Annotated in this window: 20 protein-coding genes; 15 read left to right on the top strand and 5 right to left on the bottom strand. The window is 40.9% G+C overall.

Annotation, left to right across the window (positions count from 1 at the left end):
• Both PDL71_RS12685 and PDL71_RS12680 read right to left on the bottom strand, forming a co-directional pair.
• Positions 1 to 729 carry a copper homeostasis protein CutC gene (locus tag PDL71_RS12685; protein ID WP_407521572.1) on the bottom strand — a complete coding sequence of 243 codons (729 nt, stop codon included), beginning with the start codon at positions 727 to 729 and terminating at the stop codon, positions 1 to 3.
• 2 nt (positions 730 to 731) lie between these two features.
• Positions 732 to 1,751 (bottom strand): N(4)-(beta-N-acetylglucosaminyl)-L-asparaginase, encoded by a 1,020-nt coding sequence (locus PDL71_RS12680; RefSeq protein WP_407521569.1) that lies wholly within the window; start codon positions 1,749 to 1,751, stop codon positions 732 to 734.
• Positions 1,752 to 1,846: 95 nt separating this feature from the next.
• Here PDL71_RS12680 and PDL71_RS12675 point away from each other — a divergent pair, with 95 nt between their 5' ends.
• Positions 1,847 to 2,197, top strand: coding sequence for a hypothetical protein (locus PDL71_RS12675; protein WP_407521567.1), 351 nt, complete (start codon positions 1,847 to 1,849; stop codon positions 2,195 to 2,197).
• Positions 2,198 to 2,262: 65 nt separating this feature from the next.
• Here PDL71_RS12675 and PDL71_RS12670 read toward each other — a convergent pair whose 3' ends face one another.
• Complete coding sequence (locus tag PDL71_RS12670; RefSeq protein ID WP_407521564.1) at positions 2,263 to 2,874, bottom strand: tRNA-(ms[2]io[6]A)-hydroxylase; 612 nt, start codon at positions 2,872 to 2,874, stop codon at positions 2,263 to 2,265.
• Between the two features lie 384 nt (positions 2,875 to 3,258).
• Here PDL71_RS12670 and PDL71_RS12665 point away from each other — a divergent pair, with 384 nt between their 5' ends.
• Both PDL71_RS12665 and PDL71_RS12660 read left to right on the top strand, forming a co-directional pair.
• Positions 3,259 to 4,623, top strand: a complete 1,365-nt coding sequence (locus tag PDL71_RS12665) for an exonuclease domain-containing protein (protein WP_407521562.1) — start codon at positions 3,259 to 3,261, stop codon at positions 4,621 to 4,623.
• A gap of 62 nt (positions 4,624 to 4,685) precedes the next feature.
• Positions 4,686 to 5,699, top strand: a complete 1,014-nt coding sequence (locus PDL71_RS12660) for a DUF6268 family outer membrane beta-barrel protein (protein ID WP_407521560.1) — start codon at positions 4,686 to 4,688, stop codon at positions 5,697 to 5,699.
• A 52-nt stretch (positions 5,700 to 5,751) separates the two neighbouring features.
• Here PDL71_RS12660 and PDL71_RS12655 read toward each other — a convergent pair whose 3' ends face one another.
• Entirely contained in the window at positions 5,752 to 6,210 is a 459-nt protein-coding gene (locus PDL71_RS12655; protein WP_407521558.1) for a DUF2147 domain-containing protein, read from the bottom strand.
• A 444-nt stretch (positions 6,211 to 6,654) separates the two neighbouring features.
• Between PDL71_RS12655 and PDL71_RS12650 the strand changes: the two genes are divergently transcribed.
• From PDL71_RS12650 to hisA, 12 genes are all read left to right on the top strand, one after another.
• Positions 6,655 to 8,067, top strand: coding sequence for an anthranilate synthase component I family protein (locus PDL71_RS12650; RefSeq protein WP_407521556.1), 1,413 nt, complete (start codon positions 6,655 to 6,657; stop codon positions 8,065 to 8,067).
• A gap of 56 nt (positions 8,068 to 8,123) precedes the next feature.
• On the top strand, positions 8,124 to 8,720 hold the full coding sequence (locus PDL71_RS12645) for an anthranilate synthase component II (RefSeq protein ID WP_407521554.1): 597 nt from the start codon (positions 8,124 to 8,126) through the stop codon (positions 8,718 to 8,720).
• A 41-nt stretch (positions 8,721 to 8,761) separates the two neighbouring features.
• Positions 8,762 to 9,754, top strand: a complete 993-nt coding sequence (trpD, locus tag PDL71_RS12640; protein WP_407521552.1) for an anthranilate phosphoribosyltransferase — start codon at positions 8,762 to 8,764, stop codon at positions 9,752 to 9,754.
• Positions 9,755 to 9,859: 105 nt separating this feature from the next.
• On the top strand, positions 9,860 to 10,645 hold the full coding sequence (gene trpC / locus PDL71_RS12635) for an indole-3-glycerol phosphate synthase TrpC (RefSeq protein WP_407521550.1): 786 nt from the start codon (positions 9,860 to 9,862) through the stop codon (positions 10,643 to 10,645).
• A 69-nt stretch (positions 10,646 to 10,714) separates the two neighbouring features.
• A complete protein-coding gene (locus PDL71_RS12630) occupies positions 10,715 to 11,341 on the top strand; it encodes a phosphoribosylanthranilate isomerase (protein WP_407521548.1) in 627 nt (208 codons plus the stop codon).
• Between the two features lie 74 nt (positions 11,342 to 11,415).
• Positions 11,416 to 12,051, top strand: a complete 636-nt coding sequence (locus PDL71_RS12625; protein WP_407521546.1) for a phosphoribosylanthranilate isomerase — start codon at positions 11,416 to 11,418, stop codon at positions 12,049 to 12,051.
• 307 nt (positions 12,052 to 12,358) lie between these two features.
• Positions 12,359 to 13,183, top strand: coding sequence for a hypothetical protein (locus PDL71_RS12620; protein ID WP_407521544.1), 825 nt, complete (start codon positions 12,359 to 12,361; stop codon positions 13,181 to 13,183).
• A gap of 100 nt (positions 13,184 to 13,283) precedes the next feature.
• Positions 13,284 to 14,471: a tryptophan synthase subunit beta gene (trpB, locus tag PDL71_RS12615; protein WP_407521542.1), complete on the top strand. Its 1,188-nt coding sequence runs from the start codon at positions 13,284 to 13,286 to the stop codon at positions 14,469 to 14,471.
• Positions 14,472 to 14,622: 151 nt separating this feature from the next.
• Positions 14,623 to 15,162, top strand: a complete 540-nt coding sequence (locus PDL71_RS12610) for a hypothetical protein (RefSeq protein ID WP_407521540.1) — start codon at positions 14,623 to 14,625, stop codon at positions 15,160 to 15,162.
• Positions 15,149 to 15,919, top strand: a complete 771-nt coding sequence (gene trpA, locus PDL71_RS12605) for a tryptophan synthase subunit alpha (RefSeq protein ID WP_407521538.1) — start codon at positions 15,149 to 15,151, stop codon at positions 15,917 to 15,919. Before PDL71_RS12610 ends, trpA begins: the two co-directional genes overlap by 14 nt.
• Positions 15,916 to 16,518: an imidazole glycerol phosphate synthase subunit HisH gene (gene hisH / locus PDL71_RS12600; RefSeq protein ID WP_407521536.1), complete on the top strand. Its 603-nt coding sequence runs from the start codon at positions 15,916 to 15,918 to the stop codon at positions 16,516 to 16,518. The genes trpA and hisH overlap by 4 nt, the downstream gene beginning before the upstream one ends.
• A gap of 42 nt (positions 16,519 to 16,560) precedes the next feature.
• Positions 16,561 to 17,277 carry a 1-(5-phosphoribosyl)-5-[(5-phosphoribosylamino)methylideneamino]imidazole-4-carboxamide isomerase gene (gene hisA / locus PDL71_RS12595; RefSeq protein WP_407521534.1) on the top strand — a complete coding sequence of 239 codons (717 nt, stop codon included), beginning with the start codon at positions 16,561 to 16,563 and terminating at the stop codon, positions 17,275 to 17,277.
• Here hisA and PDL71_RS12590 read toward each other — a convergent pair.
• On the bottom strand, positions 17,274 to 18,779 hold the full coding sequence (locus PDL71_RS12590) for a lipopolysaccharide biosynthesis protein (RefSeq protein WP_407521532.1): 1,506 nt from the start codon (positions 18,777 to 18,779) through the stop codon (positions 17,274 to 17,276). The two genes, hisA and PDL71_RS12590, sit on opposite strands and share 4 nt — an antisense overlap.
• Between the last annotated feature and the right edge of the window lie 8 nt (positions 18,780 to 18,787).

Below are 18,787 nucleotides of genomic sequence, written 5' to 3'. Positions count from 1 at the left end.
TTACCGGCTTACTGTTTTGAGCGCTTCAATTGTTTTCTTAACTTCTTCTTCATCTACTATTAATGATTTTAATTCTTCATTCATCGCCGGGTTCAGATAATTCATCCGTGATGCTATCGTTGTTCTTGCTGAAGTATGAAATTCTTTTGCTCCTGTTTGCTGTGCCAGTGCTGCAATATTGCTGCTGCGCACACCACTGCCCGGCATAATGATGATACGGTCATCTGCAGTTCTTACCAACTCGGTTAAGAAAGAAATACCTTCCGTTACATTGGGTGTTAAACCGGAAGTGAGAATACGTTCACACCCGATGTTAATCAAGGTTTCCAATGCTTCCATTCCGTCCCGCACCCGGTCAAATGCACGATGAAAGGTTACACCCAGCGGATAAGCAAGCTCCACCAGCTCTGCTGTTCTTTTTTGATCAACGGTACCGTCACTGTTCAGTAAACCAGTAACGATGCCCTCACAGCCTAATTCTTTGCACAGCTGTACATCTTTTTTCATGCTGTAAAACTCTTCATCACTGTACAAAAAATCACCGCCCCTTGGGCGAATCATCGGGTACAAGTCAAGACTTGTTTTTTCCCTGGCTTGTTTTAAAAAACCATAGGAAGGCGTAGTACCGCCATCAGCAGGATTATCACACAGTTCAATACGGTGAGCACCTGCCTGTTCTATCAACAAACAACTTTCAATCGTAAATGCAATTACTTCCAGTTTGTACATAATCAAAACCAGCTTTTCGTTTCTACAGAAGTTTCCAGTTGCGGATGTCTTACTGCCATCGTAAAATTCTTCATTACAGAGTAGCCGCCATATTCACCCTTTTTGTTGATAGCCAAAAAACCTACCTGTACTGTATTTGCTTTTGCTCCGTTGTTGCGGATGATTCTTCTTACAGCTTCCTTACAGGCATCCTCAGGCGAAGCGCCCTGCCGCATCATTTCTACTACAGTATGTGCGCCGCAGATTTTTACAACTTCTTCGCCTACACCTGTGGCGGTAGCAGCTCCTACTTCATTATCTACAAACAAACCGGCACCGATGATCGGCGAGTCTCCTACACGTCCTCTCATTTTAAATGCCATGCCACTGGTGGTGCAGGCACCACTTAAGTTGCCCTCCGCATCTAGTGCCACCATGCCGATGGTATCATGATTTAACAAAGCCACAGGCCACGGCTCATGACTGTTTTTTTCACGCTTTATTTTTTCTTCTAATTCTTTCACACTTCTGTTGGGGTCATACTTAGAAGTTTTTAACCATTCTTTCCATGCTTTTTCACTTTCCGGTGTCAATAGGTTTTGTTTTTGAAAACCTTTGCTCAATGCAAAATGCAGCGCTCCTTCGCCCACGAGCTGCACATGAGGTGTTTGCTCCATCACTAATCTTGCAACTTTTATAGGGTGGAGTATTTCTTCAAGGCACATTACACTACCACACTGCCCCAGGTGATTCATGATACATGAATCAACCGTTACTTTCCCGTCTCTGTCCGGTAATCCGCCGTAACCTACGCTGTTGTCAGTTGGGTCAGCTTCCGGAATCATTACGCCGGCTTCTACTGCATCCAGGGCTGCACCTCCTTTGCTTAAAATATCCCAGGCCGCTTTATTGGCTTTGATATTGGGTGCCCAGGTGGATACAACAATCGGCTGCGGACCTTGCGTTGTTGCTGCCTTTATGCCCTTTGTACTTATTATAAGTCCGGAAAGACCTGTGAGTTGCAGAAACCTCTTTCTGTTCATTTGTGGAAGGATTAGGTGGTGAATGTAAAATTTTTTTGTGATGATTAAACCCGGTACGTCATTGCCCGTCTATTCTTCATAAAAAATAAATACTCATGAAAAAATTACTTGTACTTACCTCCGTTACCCTGGCACTCATGCTGGCTGTTCATACAAGCGCTAATGCTCAAACAGCCCGTAAAAAAGCCGATCGTATTGAAAACCGTGTTGACCGCCGTGAAGATGTGCGTGACCGTAAAGAAAACCGTCGTGACCGCAGAGAAGATGTTAGAGATAAAAGAGAAGATGTGCGGGATGCAAAACACGATGGCGGACGACTTGATAAAATTGAAGATCGTTTTGATAAAAGAGAAGATGTAAGAGACAGGCGTGAAGACGTGCGTGACCGTAAAGAAAACCGTCGTGACCGCCGTGAAGATCGCAGAGATCGTAAAAACGGAATCTGATTTATTCCCTTATAAACGAAAACTGGAAAAGCGTACCCGCCTCTGCCCGAAATGGCAGAGGCTTTTTAATGAATACGATCGCCCCTTATTTGCATTTGCTTCATCAATTCCTTTTCGTATTCCAGCCATTCTTTCCACCGTTTACGAACCTTGGGTTTAGGCAAATAATGTTCAGCCAGTGTAATAAAAAGAGTATAATGCCCTGCTTCGCTTTCCATGAATTTTCTGTAGAATTTACGCAGGTAAGCATCTTCAAGCCCTTCGCTCAGGCGTTTGAACCGTTCACAGCTGCGGGCTTCTATCAGCGCCATGGTCAGCAATTGATCCAGAAACCGGTCATCAAGATGACCTCCCTTGGTTTGAAAAGCCAGTAAAGCATTCACATATTCGTCTTTCCGTTGCTTGCCCAATTTTAAGTTTCGTTTGTTTAACTCTGCCAATACAGCTCTGAAATGGCCCCATTCTTCCGTTACAATCGGAGCCAGTTCTTCCACTAATTTTTCATAGCTGCTGTACCGCTGGATTAGTGAAATACAACTGGTGGCTGCTTTCTGCTCACAGTAAGCATGATCCGTTAAAATAGCTTCCAGTGAAATGGCCGTTAAATCCACCCAGCGGGGATCTGTGGGTAATTGCAGCCCCAGGATATTCTTTACATCAATGGTTTCAGTGTGCATATGGCAAAAATAAAAAAGTCACGCTTGTAACGTGACTTAAGATTTTTTGCGAAAGAGGTATTGCTCACCCGTAGGTGTGAAATGAGTAAAAATCACTGCATAGGCAACTTTAGTTAAAGAAGAAATAAGTTACCAACGCAACGGTAGTAAAGAAAACTACTACAAATAATACCTGCTTGGTTGATTCGCTGATGTGATACTGATTTGTTGACATATGATACCATTTAAAAGTTAGAAATACCGGTGTTCCTGTAGGTACGGAAGTAGAATTCAGTGGTATCGGATTAACTGCTCTGGTTCAACAAATAGTTCGTAGGGTATTGTAAAGGTAGTCTTGTTTTATAAATTTGGCAAGTTTTCGGGTCATTTTTTAACAAAGGCACTATGTTGTTTGCGGTTACAGATATAGAAACTACGGGAGGGCATGCTTCGGCCCACGGCATTACGGAGATAGGAATCGTTATTCACGATGGTGAACAGGTGCTGGAGCGTTTTGAAACCCTGGTGAATCCGCATCAGTCCATTCCTTATTACATCCAGAAGCTTACCGGCATTACGGATGAGATGGTGCAGCTGGCCCCTTCTTTTGAAGAAATTGCTCCCCGTGTTTATGAGCTGTTGCAGGATAAAGTGTTTGTAGCTCATAACGTTAACTTCGATTTTTCCTTTATTCATCACCATTTATCGGTCTTGGGTTACGAGCTCCATTGCCCTAAACTTTGTACGGTTCGTTATGCCCGAAAGGTTACACCTAAGCTCAGTTCCTACAGCCTGGGCAAGCTGTGTGCTCACTTTGAAATACCCGTGTACAACCGTCACCGTGCCGGGGGCGATGCGGCTGCTACGGCAGAACTCCTGCAACTGCTCCGGAAAAAGGATGTAAACAATCACCTGTTTACCATGCTCAAAAGGCAGAGCCGGGATCAGATGCTGCCCATGAACCTGGACAGGGAGCAGATTGATGCACTTCCGCTCACGCCAGGTGTTTACTATTTTCATGATGGCAAGGACAAAATCGTGTACGTGGGCAAAGCTAAAATGTTGAAGAAGAGGGTTGTAAGTCATTTCAGTGGCAACCGCCCTGGCTTACAAAGGCAGGAATTTCTGAGAAATATCCACCGTATTTCCTACCAGCAATGCGGTACTGAGTTAATGGCATCCGTGCTGGAAACCATTGAAATCAAACGTCTCTGGCCAAAATACAACAGGGCGATCAAAGGATTTGAAGCCGGTTATGGCTTCTATTTGTTTGAAGATGGTAAAGGATTTCATCGATTGGTAGTGGATCGAAAGCACAAAACCCTTCAGCCCATACAGGTGTTCTACAGCAGAATGGAAGCCATGGCAGAACTGAAACGCATTGCAAAGGAGTTTGAACTTTGTCATAAACTTTGCTTTATTGACCGGTCAGCCGATGCAGCTTGCAGTAATGAATATTGTAAAGGTGCCTGCAGGGAAGAAGAGGCAGCAGCTGATTATAACCATCGGGTACAAAAAGCATTGGAGCAGGTAAAAGATGAATCGCCCAGCTATATCATAAAGGAACGTTCTTATTTTAATAATTCCGATGCGTGTATTTTAATGGAAAACGGGAAGTTTTATGGAATGGGCTATGTACCTGCAGACGCAGACTGGACGGATACAAATAGTTTAAAAAATCATCTGCAGCAATACCAGGAATACCAGTTTGTACGAAGCCTCATCAACCGTTATGCAATTGAGCAACCGGAAACGGTGAACTGGTTGTGATTTTTATTTCAACAACTGAACCGCCTTCCCTCTATTTTTGTAATACCACCAAACTTTCTTTTATGCGAACGTACTTGCTTGCTTTTTCTTTTTTGTTTATTGCCCAAACGCTTATTGCCCAGGTAACCGATACAGCTGCTGTTGATGATTTTGATTACAGCAAGTTTGGTGATGCAGCAGGAGTGAAACGATATGCCACACAAAAAGTATTGAACCAAACCCCCAACCGTATTGTGAGTTTGGCCTATGAATACCAGGCCGCATTTGACATGCCGGGTGTTCCTTCTTTTCCCAATCAAACGTATAGAGTTAACAGAATCGCTGGAATCAGGGGGCAGTTAAACATTCCTGTAGTATCTAACACGAAACTCATCTGGCAATTAGGAGCCAACTATTGGAGAAGCGGTTACGCTTTTGAATCAGTGAATAATGTTTTTATCTCAAAGCTTAACGCCAATGGCATGCACACGGCAGGTATCAACACCACGATCTTCAAACCACTCAATGAAAAAAACTTTTTGATTTTTCAGGCAAGTGCTGATGTGAATGGTGTATTTGAGAAATTCAGTGATGTGAACTCAAAAGCACTTACTGTTAGTGCTACTGCTATCTATGGTTGGAAAAAATCAGAACAGAATATGTATGGTGTAGGTGTAGCCAGAACCTACCGTGCCGGACAAATTATCTATGTGCCTGTTCTGTTATGGAATAAGACCTTCAATGATCAATGGGGTATGGAATTATTATTGCCTGCCCGTGGGCACCTGCGCCGCAATTTTTCTACTTCCAATATCCTGCAGTTGGGTTATGAACTGGAAGGCAATCAGTACTGGATGCGTACGCCCAGTACCAACGGACAAGTGTTTATTCAACGGGGCGAATTCAAACCAAGAGTGATGTGGGATAAAAAACTCAGCGGTTTTTTCTGGCTCAATGTTCAGGCAGGCTTTCGTTACAACTGGCGCTTTGATGTAATGAATGAATATGATGCACGAAAAGATGAAAAGTTATTTTTCAGAAGTGCTTTGACTAATCCATTTTATTTCAGTGTAGGAATCAACTTTGTGAGTCCATAAATGAAAAAGCCCCGCCAAAAGCGGGGTTTCTTCTTTCCATAGGGAAATATCTTTACTTAGCTACCTGCCTGGTCCACACATCGGTTCTGCCGATGAGCGATACGCCGATATAACCACGAACATCCAGTGTGTTGGCATCTTTCATCTTAATCGTGCAATCATAGGTGTTCCCGTTTTTGGGATCATAAATTTTTCCACCGTCCCATACGTTTTTGCCTTTGTATTCAAAGCCCCAGAGATTGGTCAACCCCAATACAGGCCGGGAATGGTTTTCTGCTTCCGGGTGATTTTTGTCCAGCTTCGGTTTGCCGGTATCAGGATCATTGGGTTCCTTGAGCCAAACGATACGGCCCTGGTATTTTTCACCGTTTTTGGTAATACGGATCATACCGGTTCCTTCGCCGTTTTTCCACACGCCCACAATGGCATCCGGGTTATCCTGGGTGGTTGTAAAAGCAGTAAATAACAGTGCTCCCAGGCAAAGAATCAGTGTAAAAGAAAGTTTACGCATAGCAATTTTTTTCGTTAGACGGTAAAGATAAAGAAGAGGTTTGCACCATCAGCAAAATCAATAACAAACGTTGGCGAAAGAAGTTGAAAGGATTTTTTTTGGTACTTTGAATTTGATGAAACATATTTGCAGAGCAATGAACGCAATTACAAACAATACATGGTGGTGGCATACAACTCTACGGGGTCTGTAACGCTGTTACTGTGATTGTACAATCATATTAAGACCCCGAAGTAATTCGGGGTTTTTTTATTGCCTCGTCCCATAAAGGAGAGTAAGACAAGAAATTGAAGTTGTTTATCCCCTCCTTGGAGGGGTGGGGGCGACTTAGAAAATAGTAATGATTGAAAGGGGTGGGTGCTGAATAGAATTAAGAACGTACAAGAGTGCGACGCAACTGACGATGAAGAATGTTGCTGCAGCTTGTATCACAAATAAAAAAAGATGAAAAAAATGGAATTACAAACACGCTGCAAACAAATGCTGGCGGATGTATACACACCTGTAGGCATCTACATGCGGCTGCGGGATCGTTTTCGGGATACGATTCTGCTGGAAAGTACAGATCATCATGCGGCTGAAAACTCCTGGAGTTTTATATGCGTGAACGCTATTGCCGGTATTGAAATGATTGATGCATCCACCCTCGAGTATAAATTGCCGGCACAAAAACCGGAACGGTTACAAATTAAAAACAAAAAAGAAGTGCCCACTCTGTTGTGGGATTTCATGAAACGTTTTGAAACCTCCGCTGATGATTGCAAAGAAGCAAAATTTGCTCAAGGTTTATATGGATATACAACTTATGATGCTGTAGAATTTTTTGAAGAGGTACAGATAAGCAAAGAAAAAGTAAACGGAGTAGGAGAGTTGCGTTACCGGTTGTACCAATATGTGATTGCCATCAATCATCATCGGGATGAATTGTTTATTTGTGAAAACCTGCTCCATGGTATTGAAAGCGAAATGCCGCTCGTAGAAAGTTTGATCCGCAGTAAAGATGTGCCTGCCTTTCCATTTGCTGTGAAAGGTGCAGAAACTTCCAATGTTACAGATGATGAATATATGGAAATGGTGAAGAAAGGAATTGCCGGTTGTTTGCGAGGCGATGTGTTTCAGATTGTGCTAAGCAGAAGATTTCAACAGGAGTTCAGCGGTGATGAATTGAATGTGTACAGAGCTTTACGCAGCATCAATCCTTCTCCTTATTTATTCTTTTTTGATTATGGTGATTATAAGTTGATGGGTTCAAGTCCTGAATCACAACTGGTCATCCAGAATGGGAAGGCTGTAGTGCATCCTATCGCCGGAACATTTAAACGCACGGGTGATGATGAAGTGGATGAGCGTGAGGCAGAACGTTTATTAAAGGATGCAAAAGAAAATGCAGAACATGTGATGCTGGTGGATTTGGCCCGCAATGATTTGAGTCGGGTGTGTGATGAAGTGAGTGTGGCGCATTATCGTCAGGTGCAATATTACAGTCATGTTATTCATTTGGTGAGTGAGGTAAATGCCAAGGTACGGGAAGGAAGTAATCCGTTTGAGTTGTTAGCTAAAACATTTCCCGCCGGCACACTAAGTGGTGCACCTAAAATAAAAGCCATGCAGTTAATTGATACTTATGAGCCTACTGCAAGAAGTTACTACGGTGGCGCAATCGGCTTTATGGGTTTTAATGGTAGTTGCAATCACGCCATCATGATACGTACGTTCCTGAGTAAGGATAATACATTGGTGTACCAGGCGGGTGCTGGTGTTGTGGCAGCCAGTAAGCCGGAGAGTGAATTGCAGGAAGTGAATAATAAGTTAGGAGCTCTTAAAAAGGCAATACAGTTTGCGGAAAAAATTAGTTAATAGTTAATGGTTCATAGTTCATGGTAGAATCAGCTATGAACTATCAACCATATCCAATGAACCAAATTATAATGAAAATACTTGTATTTGATAACTACGACAGCTTCACTTACAATCTTGTTCACTTAGTGGAGAAGATCACGCATATAAAAGTGGAAGTACATCGTAATGACCAGATTCCGTTGGAAAAAGTAAAGGAATACGATAAAATTATTTTATCACCCGGTCCGGGTATTCCTGAAGAAGCTGGATTATTATTACCGTTGATCAAAGAATATGCAGCAACAAAATCAATTCTTGGAGTGTGCTTAGGTCATCAGGCAATTGGGCAGGCATTTGGAGGTACATTGGTGAATTTAAGTACAGTGTATCATGGAGTAGCCACAAAGATTGAAGTAGGAGGTACGAAGTACGAAGTACGAAGTCGTTTATTCGAAGGGTTGCCTGATGAGATTGAAGTGGGGCGTTATCACAGTTGGGTGGTGAGTAAAGAAGGATTTCCTGCAGATCTGGAAATTACAGCAGAAGATGAAAACGGAATGATCATGGCTTTGCAGCACAAAACGTTTGATGTGCAAGGTGTGCAGTTTCATCCGGAAAGTGTATTGACGCCGATGGGGGAAGAAATTTTGAAGAATTGGTTGAAGCAATAATTGAAAATTGATAATTGGTTAATGGATAATTGAGAATTGATATGAAAAAGATTTTACAACTCTTATTTGAACATAAAACCTTGTCACGTGAGCAGGCGTATGATGTGTTGCTCAACATCGGCAAAGGCGTGTACAATGAATATGAAATCACCGCTTTCATGACCGTGTATCTCATGCGGAGCATTACCATTGAAGAATTGCAGGGCTTTCGTGATGCATTGCTGGAACTGTGTGTGAAAGTAGATTTGAACGGACATGCAGTGCTCGACATTGTAGGCACGGGTGGTGATGGTAAAAACACATTCAACATTTCAACGCTTGCCTGTTTTATTGTGGCAGGTGCAGGACAAAAAGTAGCCAAGCATGGCAACTATGGTGCATCCAGCATCAGTGGTGCAAGTAATGTGATGGAGCAATTAGGTTACAAATTCTCCAATGATAATGATAAGTTGAAACGTGAAGTGGAAGAAGCAGGTATTTGTTTTATGCATGCGCCGTTGTTTCATCCTGCATTGAAGACTGTTGCGCCTATCAGAAAAAATTTGGGGATGCGTACTTTCTTCAACATGCTGGGCCCAATGGTGAATCCTGCTAATCCGGCTTATCAGTTGGTTGGTGTGTTTAACCTGGAAATGGCTCGTATTTATAATTATTTATTGCAACAAACAGAAAAAGCATTCACCATCATTCACAGCCTGGATGGTTATGATGAAATTTCTTTGACGAACGATACCAAAGTCATTACTAATAAAGGTGAAAGTATTAAAACACCTGAGCAGTTGGGCAAGCGCATGGTTCAGCAATCAGATATTTATGGCGGAGCGACTGTTGAAGAATCAGCAAAGATCTTTACAAAAATTTTAGGTGGAGAAGGAACATGGGCTCAAAATGCCGTGGTGCTTTCTAATGCAGCAATGGGATTATTTTGTACCGGGATTTATGCAAGCTATGATGATGCGTATCGTGCAGCCGTGGAAAGTTTGGAAAGCGGAAGAGCAAATGGAGTGTTGAAAAAATTAATCAAATTAAACTAAATCAACTCTGTGCATCTCTGTTAAAACCTCAGACTTTCTCTGTGGTAAAATTTTAACCACAGAGTATACAAAGGAACACACAGAGTTACACAAAGAGAAAACAGCATGAACATACTGGAAGCGATAATAGAACGAAAGAAAGTAGAAGTGGAAGAGCGAAAAGCAACAATACCTGTAGAAGTATTACGCCAATCAGTTTTGTATAAACGACCAAGGCTTTCGTTAAAACAATTTCTGCTGGATGAAACCAGAACAGGCATTATTGCCGAGTTTAAACGTCGCTCACCCAGCAAGGGAAGCATTAATGAGCATGCAGATGTTGTAGAAGTAACAAGCGCTTATGCCAATAATGGAGCCAGTGCATTAAGCGTATTGACGGATGAACTGTTTTTTGGCGGCAGTACAGAAGATTTGATACAGGCAAGAGTAAATGCAATCCCCATCCTTCGTAAAGACTTTATGATTGATGAATACCAGATTGAAGAAGCCAAAGCCATGGGTGCTGATGTGATTTTGCTGATTGCCGCTTGTTTAACCCCTGATGAAGTACAACGTCTGGCTGCTTATGCAAAACAGTTGGGGTTGGAAGTATTGCTGGAACTTCACGCTGAAGAAGATCTGGAACATATTTGCGATGAAACAGAAATTGTGGGTATTAACAACCGGGATTTAAAAACATTCAAGGTAGATATTGAACGGAGTTTGCGCATGGCGGCACAAATTCCGGATGATAAAATTAAAGTGGCGGAGAGTGGTATCAGTTCAGTAGAAAATATTTTACTGTTTCAGCAAAACGGATTTAGAGGATTTTTGATTGGCGAGAATTTTATGAAGGAAGAAAATCCGGGTAAGGCATTTGAAGATTTTGTAACTAATTTAAAAAAGAAATAACCACGAAGGCATGAAGGCACAAAGTGGTCTTCTTGATGTCTTTGCAACTTGGTGGTAAAAACAGAAAACATGAACATAAAAGTTTGCGGTATCACACAGATAAAGCAGTTGCAGCAATTGGAAAGTTTGAATATTGATTTTGTAGGGTTCATCTTTGACCCCAACTCGCCACGATATGTTGGTGATAAACTGGATAAAAAACAAATCAAAGGCGCTGATTATGATTTAAAAAAAGTGGGTGTGTTTGTAAATCCATCTTATTCTGATTTGCTGGATGCCATTGAAGATTATGGTTTGGATGTAGTGCAATTGCATGGTGAAGAAAGCCCGGAGATGTGTGAAGATTTGAGTGATAGTGTAGAAGTGATCAAGGTGTTTCATATTGATGAAACAGTTACATCCATTGATGAATTGGTGGCGCCTTATGATATGGCTTGTGATTATTATTTATTCGATACCAAAACCTCGTCTGCCAAAGGAGGAACAGGAAAACAATTTGACTGGAGCATTATTGCAAAAGCAAAAATTGAAAAACCATTTTTTCTGAGTGGTGGTATTGGAGTAGATGATATTGCAAAAATCAAAGCGTTTAAGCATCCTGATTTTTACGGTGTTGATGTGAACAGCAAATTTGAAACAGAACCTGGCGTGAAAGACATGGCAAAGGTGTTGCAGTTGAAAGTAGCTTTTAAATAAGCGATGGATTGTTGCTTAATGGATTATTAATAACGATTGCATTTGCTGAGTTGTACAACTAAAAAGCAATGCGTATGAGAGTTAAAGTTTGCGGTATGACAGATCTCCGGCAAATGCACCAGTTAGGGGAAATGGGTGTAGAGTTTGCAGGAATGATTTTTTATCATAAGAGTCCACGCTTTGTGTTGAAGCATTTGAATGGTGAAATGGTGAAGCGTGCCAAACTGAAAGTGTACAAAGTGGGTGTATTTGTGAATGCGTCTTATGATGAAATTCTGAATCATGTGGAGAATTTCGGATTGGATATGGTACAACTGCATGGCGATGAAACGCCGAGGTTTTGTGAAAAAGTGAGCGATTATATTCAAACCATAAAAGCCTTTCGGATTGGAGAGGATGAAAACATACCCTGGAAGGTGAAGGATTATTATGATAGCTGTGACATGTATCTCTTCGATACGCTTGGAGCTGGATATGGTGGTACGGGTAAAAAGTTTAATTGGGAGATGTTGAAAGAAGCGGCTATCAACAAACCTTATTTTTTGAGCGGTGGGATTGAGTCGGGTGATGCAGCAGCTATTAAACTGTTTGCAAAGGACGAAGCAGCCAGGAATTTATTTGCACTGGATGTAAATAGCAAGTTTGAAGTATCGCCCGGAGTGAAGGATATGGGAATGGTGAGGAAGTTTGTGGAGGAAGTGAGAGGATGAGTTTTCAACACAGAGACACGGAGACACAGAGGTTGATAGTTTAATTTTGTAAGGTAGTTTTAATCGTCATATCGAGGAAGGAGGCATCTCTAAAGTTTGAAGTTGTTTGAGTGATTAAAATACTTTTCTGGCGCAGGCCTCTGACCTGATGCCAAGTGTTACTAAATTTTGTATAACAGGAGTGTTGGAGACAAGTAATGGAAAGGCACAAGTCAGAGACTTGCGCCAGAGGGAGATGCCTCGTTCCTCGGCATGATGGCACTCTGATTAAAATTGATAGATAATATAAAAATGACAGTAGAATGTTATGGGCCAGGTTAGTTTGACATATACAAAGGATACTGATTCAGGACGTGAATTCGTAAACCTTACAACGGATGATTTTCAGAACACTCTGGTTGAAATTATAAACAAAAAGTGTGATCACATTTTAATAAATACAGAGTTTAATTGGGATGTTAATTACATATTAGATCTTTTAAAGTCGGGAAACAAGATTAAAGGATTGTGTATTGTTGATGATAATTTTAATCTTGATATAATTGCAGGGTTGAAGGATTTGGAAGTTTTGAGTGTTAATTTTTCAAAACTAACAAAAGGAGAAATTGATTTTTCGAATTTTGAAAAATTAAAATATTTATCTTTTCAATATGCTAATGGTTTAAAGAATATTGAGACTTTGGAGAACTTAGAGTTCTTGCATTGTAGTCGTTGGCCTTTTGAGAATTTAATGACAATCTCAAAGAATGAAAAATTGAAAATTTTAAAGCTTGATTATCCACGTAAACTGTTATCTCTAAAAGGAGTAGAAAAAATTACTTCTCTGAAAAGGATAGATATATATTCTGCTCCAAATTTAAAAAGTATTGATGACTTGCTTTTTATAGCAGAGTCAATTAGGTTTTTACTTTTTGAAAAGTGCCCTAAGATAGAAAGTTATAGTGTACTTAATTCAATTACCAGTTTGGAGTCATTATTATTAGCGAAAAGCACTCCAATTGAGAATGTTGAATTCTTACGAAATGCAATTAATCTCAAGTATGCCTACATTGGTGTAGAGATTTTAGATGGAAAAGTGGATATCTTAAAAGAGAAAAATATAGAGTTTAAAAAATACAAATCGTATTTGTAGGTCAGATAAATTGCTGCCATCTGTATTACCGATGAAAGGATTGCGACGCAACAGTTGATGCCATGGAAAACAAAAGCAGGTATCATTAAAATAGAAAATGATGGAAACAACATATCAAAAACCTTCTGCGCAAGGTTATTACGGAAAGTTTGGTGGAGCGTATATTCCTGAAATGCTGCATCGGAATGTGGAGGAACTGCAGAGCCGTTACCTCGATATTATGAGCGATGCTGCTTTTCAAAAAGAGTTCAGAGCGTTGCTGAAAGATTATGTCGGTCGTCCCACGCCGTTATTTTATGCCAAGCGGTTGAGCAAACAATTCAACACCAATATCTGGTTGAAGCGGGAAGATCTTTGTCATACCGGTGCACATAAGATCAACAATACGGTGGGACAAATTCTGTTGGCCGAACGATTGGGAAAGAAACGCATCATTGCAGAAACAGGTGCCGGGCAACATGGTGTGGCAACGGCAACCGTATGTGCCTTGAAAGGTGTGGAGTGCATTGTGTACATGGGCGAAAAAGATATTGAACGCCAGGCGCCGAATGTGGCCCGTATGAAAATGCTGGGTGCAAAAGTGATTCCTGCAACAAGCGGCAGCAAAACATTAAAAGATGCAACGAATGAAGCCATTCGTGACTGGATCAATAATCCCAACGATACGCATTACATCATCGGCAGTGTGGTGGGGCCGCATCCATATCCGGATATGGTGGCAAAGTTCCAGAGTGTCATCAGTGAAGAAATGCGCTGGCAGTTGAAAGAACACACGGGCAACGATTTGCCAACGCATGTAATGGCTTGCGTAGGTGGCGGCAGTAATGCAGCCGGTGCGTTCTATCATTTTTTAGATGAGTTAAGTGTGCAGTTGATTGCAGTGGAAGCGGCGGGGCATGGTGTAAACAGCGGCATGAGTGCAGCAACGACACAACTGGGCAAGCCGGGTATTTTGCATGGCAGTAAAAGTTTGTTGATGCAAACAGCAGATGGACAGGTGGTGGAGCCGCATAGTATTTCGGCGGGTTTGGATTATCCCGGTATTGGTCCCATGCATGCGAATTTATTTGACAGCGGTCGTGGTATTTTCTTGAGTGCAACCGATGAAGAAGCCTTGGCTGCTGCTTTTGAGGTAAGTAAGCTGGAAGGAATTATTCCGGCGTTGGAAACAGCACATGCGTTTGCCGTGTTGCATACTTATAAATTTAAAGCAGACGACCAGGTAATCATTTGTTTGAGTGGAAGAGGTGATAAGGATCTGGCGACGTATATGAAAGCGATGGAATAAAGAATGTAGAATTTAGAATAAAGAAGATAAAAAGTGTTATGAGTAAGATAAAAGAATTATTCGACAAAGGCAATCGTTTATTGAATATGAACTGAAGTAAAGGTTTAAATAACAGTGCTTAAAAATTGTGAAACCATTGAAACAGCTATAAATGCCAAATGAAAAATTAGCAATAGAGAAAAAGATAGAATTGTATTCTTTTGCAAGAGACATGTTTAATAATGGAAAGTCTTATCCGCAGGTCATAGAATTACTTTCTGAGTCATGCGGTAACGAAGAGGCAGAATATATTGCTCAAAAAGGATTAGATGAAGAATGGGATAAGCTTTATGAAACGGCTAGAAAACTTTTTGGGGAAGGAAAAACGTATGCTGAAGTGGTTGAAAACTTGCGATTAATTGAAAAGGATGAAGAGCTTATTAGTTATGTTGCCAACAGGTGGTATGAGTTAAAGTCCATAGAAGTCGAGAGCATTGTTGAGGGTAGCAGAAATGTTACTGATGGGTTACTTTGGGTTGTAATTGGCGGTATTGGAGCTATAGCTGTATTTTATTTCAATGCATCTATTTTCAACAAAGTAATTTGGAGTATTGCATTTGTTGGTGCATTGGCTCAATATTTTTTTGGACGAATTCAGAATAGCACTGCAAAGAGAATAAATAAACTATTGAAAAAAGATGAGCAGGATTAGATCATTATTTGAGATCAAGACGAATCGTGTCCTAAACGTATACTGCACCGCAGGTTATCCGCAGTTGAACAGTACATTGGATGTAATGAAAGCATTGCAGGAAAACGGTGCAGATTTAATTGAGTTGGGTATGCCGTACAGTGATCCGTTGGCTGATGGTCCGGTGATACAGCACAGCAGCACTATTGCTCTTGCAAATGGTATGACCATTGAAACACTGTTTGCACAATTGAAAGATGCACGAAAAGAAATTAATGTTCCCATTATTTTAATGGGCTACATGAACCCGGTGTTGCAATATGGTTTCGAACGTTTTTGTAAAGAGGCAGCGGCCGTTGGTGTAGATGGTTTGATCTTGCCTGATTTGCCGGAATATGAATTTGAAACAGAGTATGGTGCCATCATCAAAGCAAATGGATTGGATTTTATTTTTCTTGTCACGCCGGAAACAAGCCAAGAGCGAATCAAAAAACTCGACAGTTTAAGTACGGGCTTTTTATATGCCGTTTCATCCTCTTCTACAACAGGCAGCGATAAGAATATGACCGATGTAAATGCATACCTGCAAAAACTAAAGGCCATGCAGTTGAACAATCCGGTGCTGGTGGGTTTTGGTATTAAAGACAAGCAAACATTTGATACGGCTTGTGCGCATGCAAACGGTGCTATCATCGGTACAGCTTATATCAAAGCATTAGAAGGCACGAATAATGTGGCAGCAGCAACAAAAGCATTTTTAGAAGGAGTGTTGAAATGAATTTAGCAATTGTAAAATACAACGCAGGAAACATTCAGTCGGTGCTGTTTGCATTGGAGCGCTTGGGCGTTGATGCAAAAGTGACGGATGATCAAGACGAATTGTTTGCTGCTGATAAAGTGATCTTTCCCGGAGTGGGTGCTGCACGCAGTGCCATGGATAGTTTGAAGGAGAAAGGACTGGATGCGATCATTAAACAGCTGAAGCAACCGGTGCTGGGCATTTGCGTAGGCATGCAGTTGCTGTTTGAACATTCGGAAGAAAGTGATACAGAGTGTTTGGGGATCATTCCTGCAAAGGTGAAATTGTTTCAAAGTGAAATTGTAAGCCCTGATATTCCGATTAAAGTGCCACAAATTGGCTGGAATAATTTATACAATCTAAAAACAACGCTGTTTAAAAACGTTCCCGAACAAAGCTATGTATACTATGTGCACAGTTATTATGCAGAGATGAATCCGTTCTGCATTGGTACATCCAATTACGGTATTGACTATTGCGGTGCAGTACAAAAAGATAATTTCTACGGCGTGCAGTTTCATACCGAGAAAAGTGCAAAGGTGGGAGAGTTGATACTTTCTAATTTTCTGAGCCTATAGAAACGTATATTGAATTGATAATTCTTTAATTGATAATTGATAATGCAGATTATTCCAGCGATAGATATAATAGATGGGAAGTGTGTTAGACTTACTGAAGGCGACTATGCACAAAAAAAAATTTACAACGAACATCCTTTGGAAGTTGCCAAGGAATTTGAAGATGCAGAATTGCAACGTTTGCACTTGGTTGATCTGGATGGTGCAAAAGCCGGTGCGGTTAAAAACTGGAAAGTGCTGGAGACGATCGCCGCAAAAACTTCACTGGTGATTGACTTTGGCGGCGGTATTAAAAAAGCCGAAGATGTAAACATTGTGTTCAACTCCGGTGCTGCATTGGCAACAGTAGGAAGTATTGCGGTAAAAGATGAAGCAACTTTTGTAAGCTGGTTGCAACAGTTTGGCGCAGCGAAATTTTTGTTAGGTGCTGATGTAAAGAATGAAAAGATTGCTGTAGGTGGCTGGTTGGAAACAACGGATGTCTGGATCTATGACTTTATCGAAAAATATATCAATTACGGTGTGCAGCAAATCTTCTGCACCGATGTAAGTAAAGATGGTCGTCTGGAAGGCCCATCAACTGAACTCTACAAAAACATTCTGCAAAAATTTCCTCAGCTGCATTTCATTGCAAGCGGTGGAGTAAGTTCAATGCAAGACCTGGATGAATTAGCAGAGATCGGTTGTACAGGCGTAATTGTTGGTAAAGCGATTTATGAAGGCAGAGTAACGTTGAATGATTTGAAGAAATTTGCTTAACGGTTACTCCAGCGTTTTTTTACAACTTCTAATAACTGTAATGCATCAGGCGTTAGTTTCATGGCAAATACACCGGCTATGAACAACAATCCAAATAATGAACTGCGTAAAATAATTCCGGTCCATCCTTCCATATTCTGAAACAGGTAATAGCAGATAAAGTAGGCAGTAATTGTGAGCAATAAACTTAAAATTGTTTTTGAATTGAAAGGCTGGAGTTTGTATTTATACCAGAGAAACCAGATGCGAATGGCGTTGTATACAGCAAATGAAATAACATTGCTGTATGCTGAACCAACAATTCCGAATTGCTTGATGAGGATATAATTCAGCGGCAGAAATAAGGTCAAGAGAATAACGCCTGTTAAAAATTCAAACCGCCATTGAGTAGAGGTGCCGATGATCTGGGCATTTACACCGGTACCGGCATCAATGAGCCGGGCTATACCCAGGAAGAAAATAACCTGCAATCCTGCTTCATAATCTTTTTGTACCTGCAATACGGTAAAGGCATCGTTAATACTTAGCCAGATGCCACCGAAAATGAATAAACCGATAAGTAACAGGTTGATGGAAGTCCTTTGATAGATCCTGTTAATCTCACTCATATTTTTATCTTTCCAGGCCTGCGATAAAACAGGAATGGTAATCGCAATCATACTTCGTTGCGGCACCTGTATCAGGTTAGCAACATAAGCGGCAAGGCTGTAAATACCGGCGTCGATAATTCCTTTTTCACTGATGCTGGCAATCATAATGCTATCTGCTACCTGTGATAAAATGAGGATGATGGTACCACCATAGATATAGGCTGCCAGTGTGGCCATCTTTTTTTTGAATTTCCTGGTAACATGACTGATGGAAAACGTAAACGAAAAGTGTTTGCTCCTGAGTAAAATAAAACCGAGTACTACTGCAATTATGATGTACAGGATGGCAAATAATTTTATGAAACCATCATAGCTGATAGCGGAAAAATAAAAAAGCAGGATCAATACCAATGTTAAAAAGCGAAACATCGCTTCTTTTAAAAAATTGGGTAGCACAGTTCTTCTGAAAATATTGGAATAAGTTTCCAGAACAGTAAACACAAGAATGCCAAATCCAAATAAAAACACCCAGTGGTAGTAATCAACAAACAGCAATGATTTTTCGCTGAACTTTTGTACAATCAACGGTTCAAATATTAGTCCTCCTGCAATTACCAATACAAAACCGAGCAGGGGAATTACCATGCCCCATGTATATAAATCATTTTGTTTCAGGGAAAGATTGTCGTTGTAGTAAGGAAAAAATTTATACACCGCCGGCAACATTCCTAAGGATGCTACGGTAAACATCAGGTGACCTACATCAAAAAACAAACGTGTTAAACCATATTGTGCAGGTGTAAAAGCGCCGGAACCGCTTTTTATGAACAACCATGTATTGATGGCACCAACCAGGAAACCGATATAAATAACGATGCTGGAATAAATAGCCTGTTTTCTGATTGTGCCCATACAGTGCC

This window comes from Lacibacter sp. MH-610, assembly GCF_045780045.1.
In the GTDB taxonomy this organism is placed as follows: Bacteria; Bacteroidota; Bacteroidia; order Chitinophagales; family Chitinophagaceae; genus Lacibacter.
The sequence above is the reverse complement of the archived record's forward strand: the minus strand, read 5'-3'. Positions and strand labels throughout refer to the sequence as shown.

Bases quoted from the DNA above. Each gene is read 5' to 3' on its own strand.
- PDL71_RS12685 (WP_407521572.1), bottom strand. From the start codon at position 729: ATGTACAAACTGGAAGTAATTGCATTTACGATTGAAAGTTGTTTGTTG.
- PDL71_RS12680 (WP_407521569.1), bottom strand. From the start codon at position 1,751: ATGAACAGAAAGAGGTTTCTGCAACTCACAGGTCTTTCCGGACTTATA.
- PDL71_RS12675 (WP_407521567.1), top strand. From the start codon at position 1,847: ATGAAAAAATTACTTGTACTTACCTCCGTTACCCTGGCACTCATGCTG.
- PDL71_RS12670 (WP_407521564.1), bottom strand. From the start codon at position 2,874: ATGCACACTGAAACCATTGATGTAAAGAATATCCTGGGGCTGCAATTA.
- PDL71_RS12665 (WP_407521562.1), top strand. From the start codon at position 3,259: ATGTTGTTTGCGGTTACAGATATAGAAACTACGGGAGGGCATGCTTCG.
- PDL71_RS12660 (WP_407521560.1), top strand. From the start codon at position 4,686: ATGCGAACGTACTTGCTTGCTTTTTCTTTTTTGTTTATTGCCCAAACG.
- PDL71_RS12655 (WP_407521558.1), bottom strand. From the start codon at position 6,210: ATGCGTAAACTTTCTTTTACACTGATTCTTTGCCTGGGAGCACTGTTA.
- PDL71_RS12650 (WP_407521556.1), top strand. From the start codon at position 6,655: ATGAAAAAAATGGAATTACAAACACGCTGCAAACAAATGCTGGCGGAT.
- PDL71_RS12645 (WP_407521554.1), top strand. From the start codon at position 8,124: ATGAACCAAATTATAATGAAAATACTTGTATTTGATAACTACGACAGC.
- trpD (WP_407521552.1), top strand. From the start codon at position 8,762: ATGAAAAAGATTTTACAACTCTTATTTGAACATAAAACCTTGTCACGT.
- trpC (WP_407521550.1), top strand. From the start codon at position 9,860: ATGAACATACTGGAAGCGATAATAGAACGAAAGAAAGTAGAAGTGGAA.
- PDL71_RS12630 (WP_407521548.1), top strand. From the start codon at position 10,715: ATGAACATAAAAGTTTGCGGTATCACACAGATAAAGCAGTTGCAGCAA.
- PDL71_RS12625 (WP_407521546.1), top strand. From the start codon at position 11,416: ATGAGAGTTAAAGTTTGCGGTATGACAGATCTCCGGCAAATGCACCAG.
- PDL71_RS12620 (WP_407521544.1), top strand. From the start codon at position 12,359: ATGGGCCAGGTTAGTTTGACATATACAAAGGATACTGATTCAGGACGT.
- trpB (WP_407521542.1), top strand. From the start codon at position 13,284: ATGGAAACAACATATCAAAAACCTTCTGCGCAAGGTTATTACGGAAAG.
- PDL71_RS12610 (WP_407521540.1), top strand. From the start codon at position 14,623: ATGCCAAATGAAAAATTAGCAATAGAGAAAAAGATAGAATTGTATTCT.
- trpA (WP_407521538.1), top strand. From the start codon at position 15,149: ATGAGCAGGATTAGATCATTATTTGAGATCAAGACGAATCGTGTCCTA.
- hisH (WP_407521536.1), top strand. From the start codon at position 15,916: ATGAATTTAGCAATTGTAAAATACAACGCAGGAAACATTCAGTCGGTG.
- hisA (WP_407521534.1), top strand. From the start codon at position 16,561: ATGCAGATTATTCCAGCGATAGATATAATAGATGGGAAGTGTGTTAGA.
- PDL71_RS12590 (WP_407521532.1), bottom strand. From the start codon at position 18,779: ATGGGCACAATCAGAAAACAGGCTATTTATTCCAGCATCGTTATTTAT.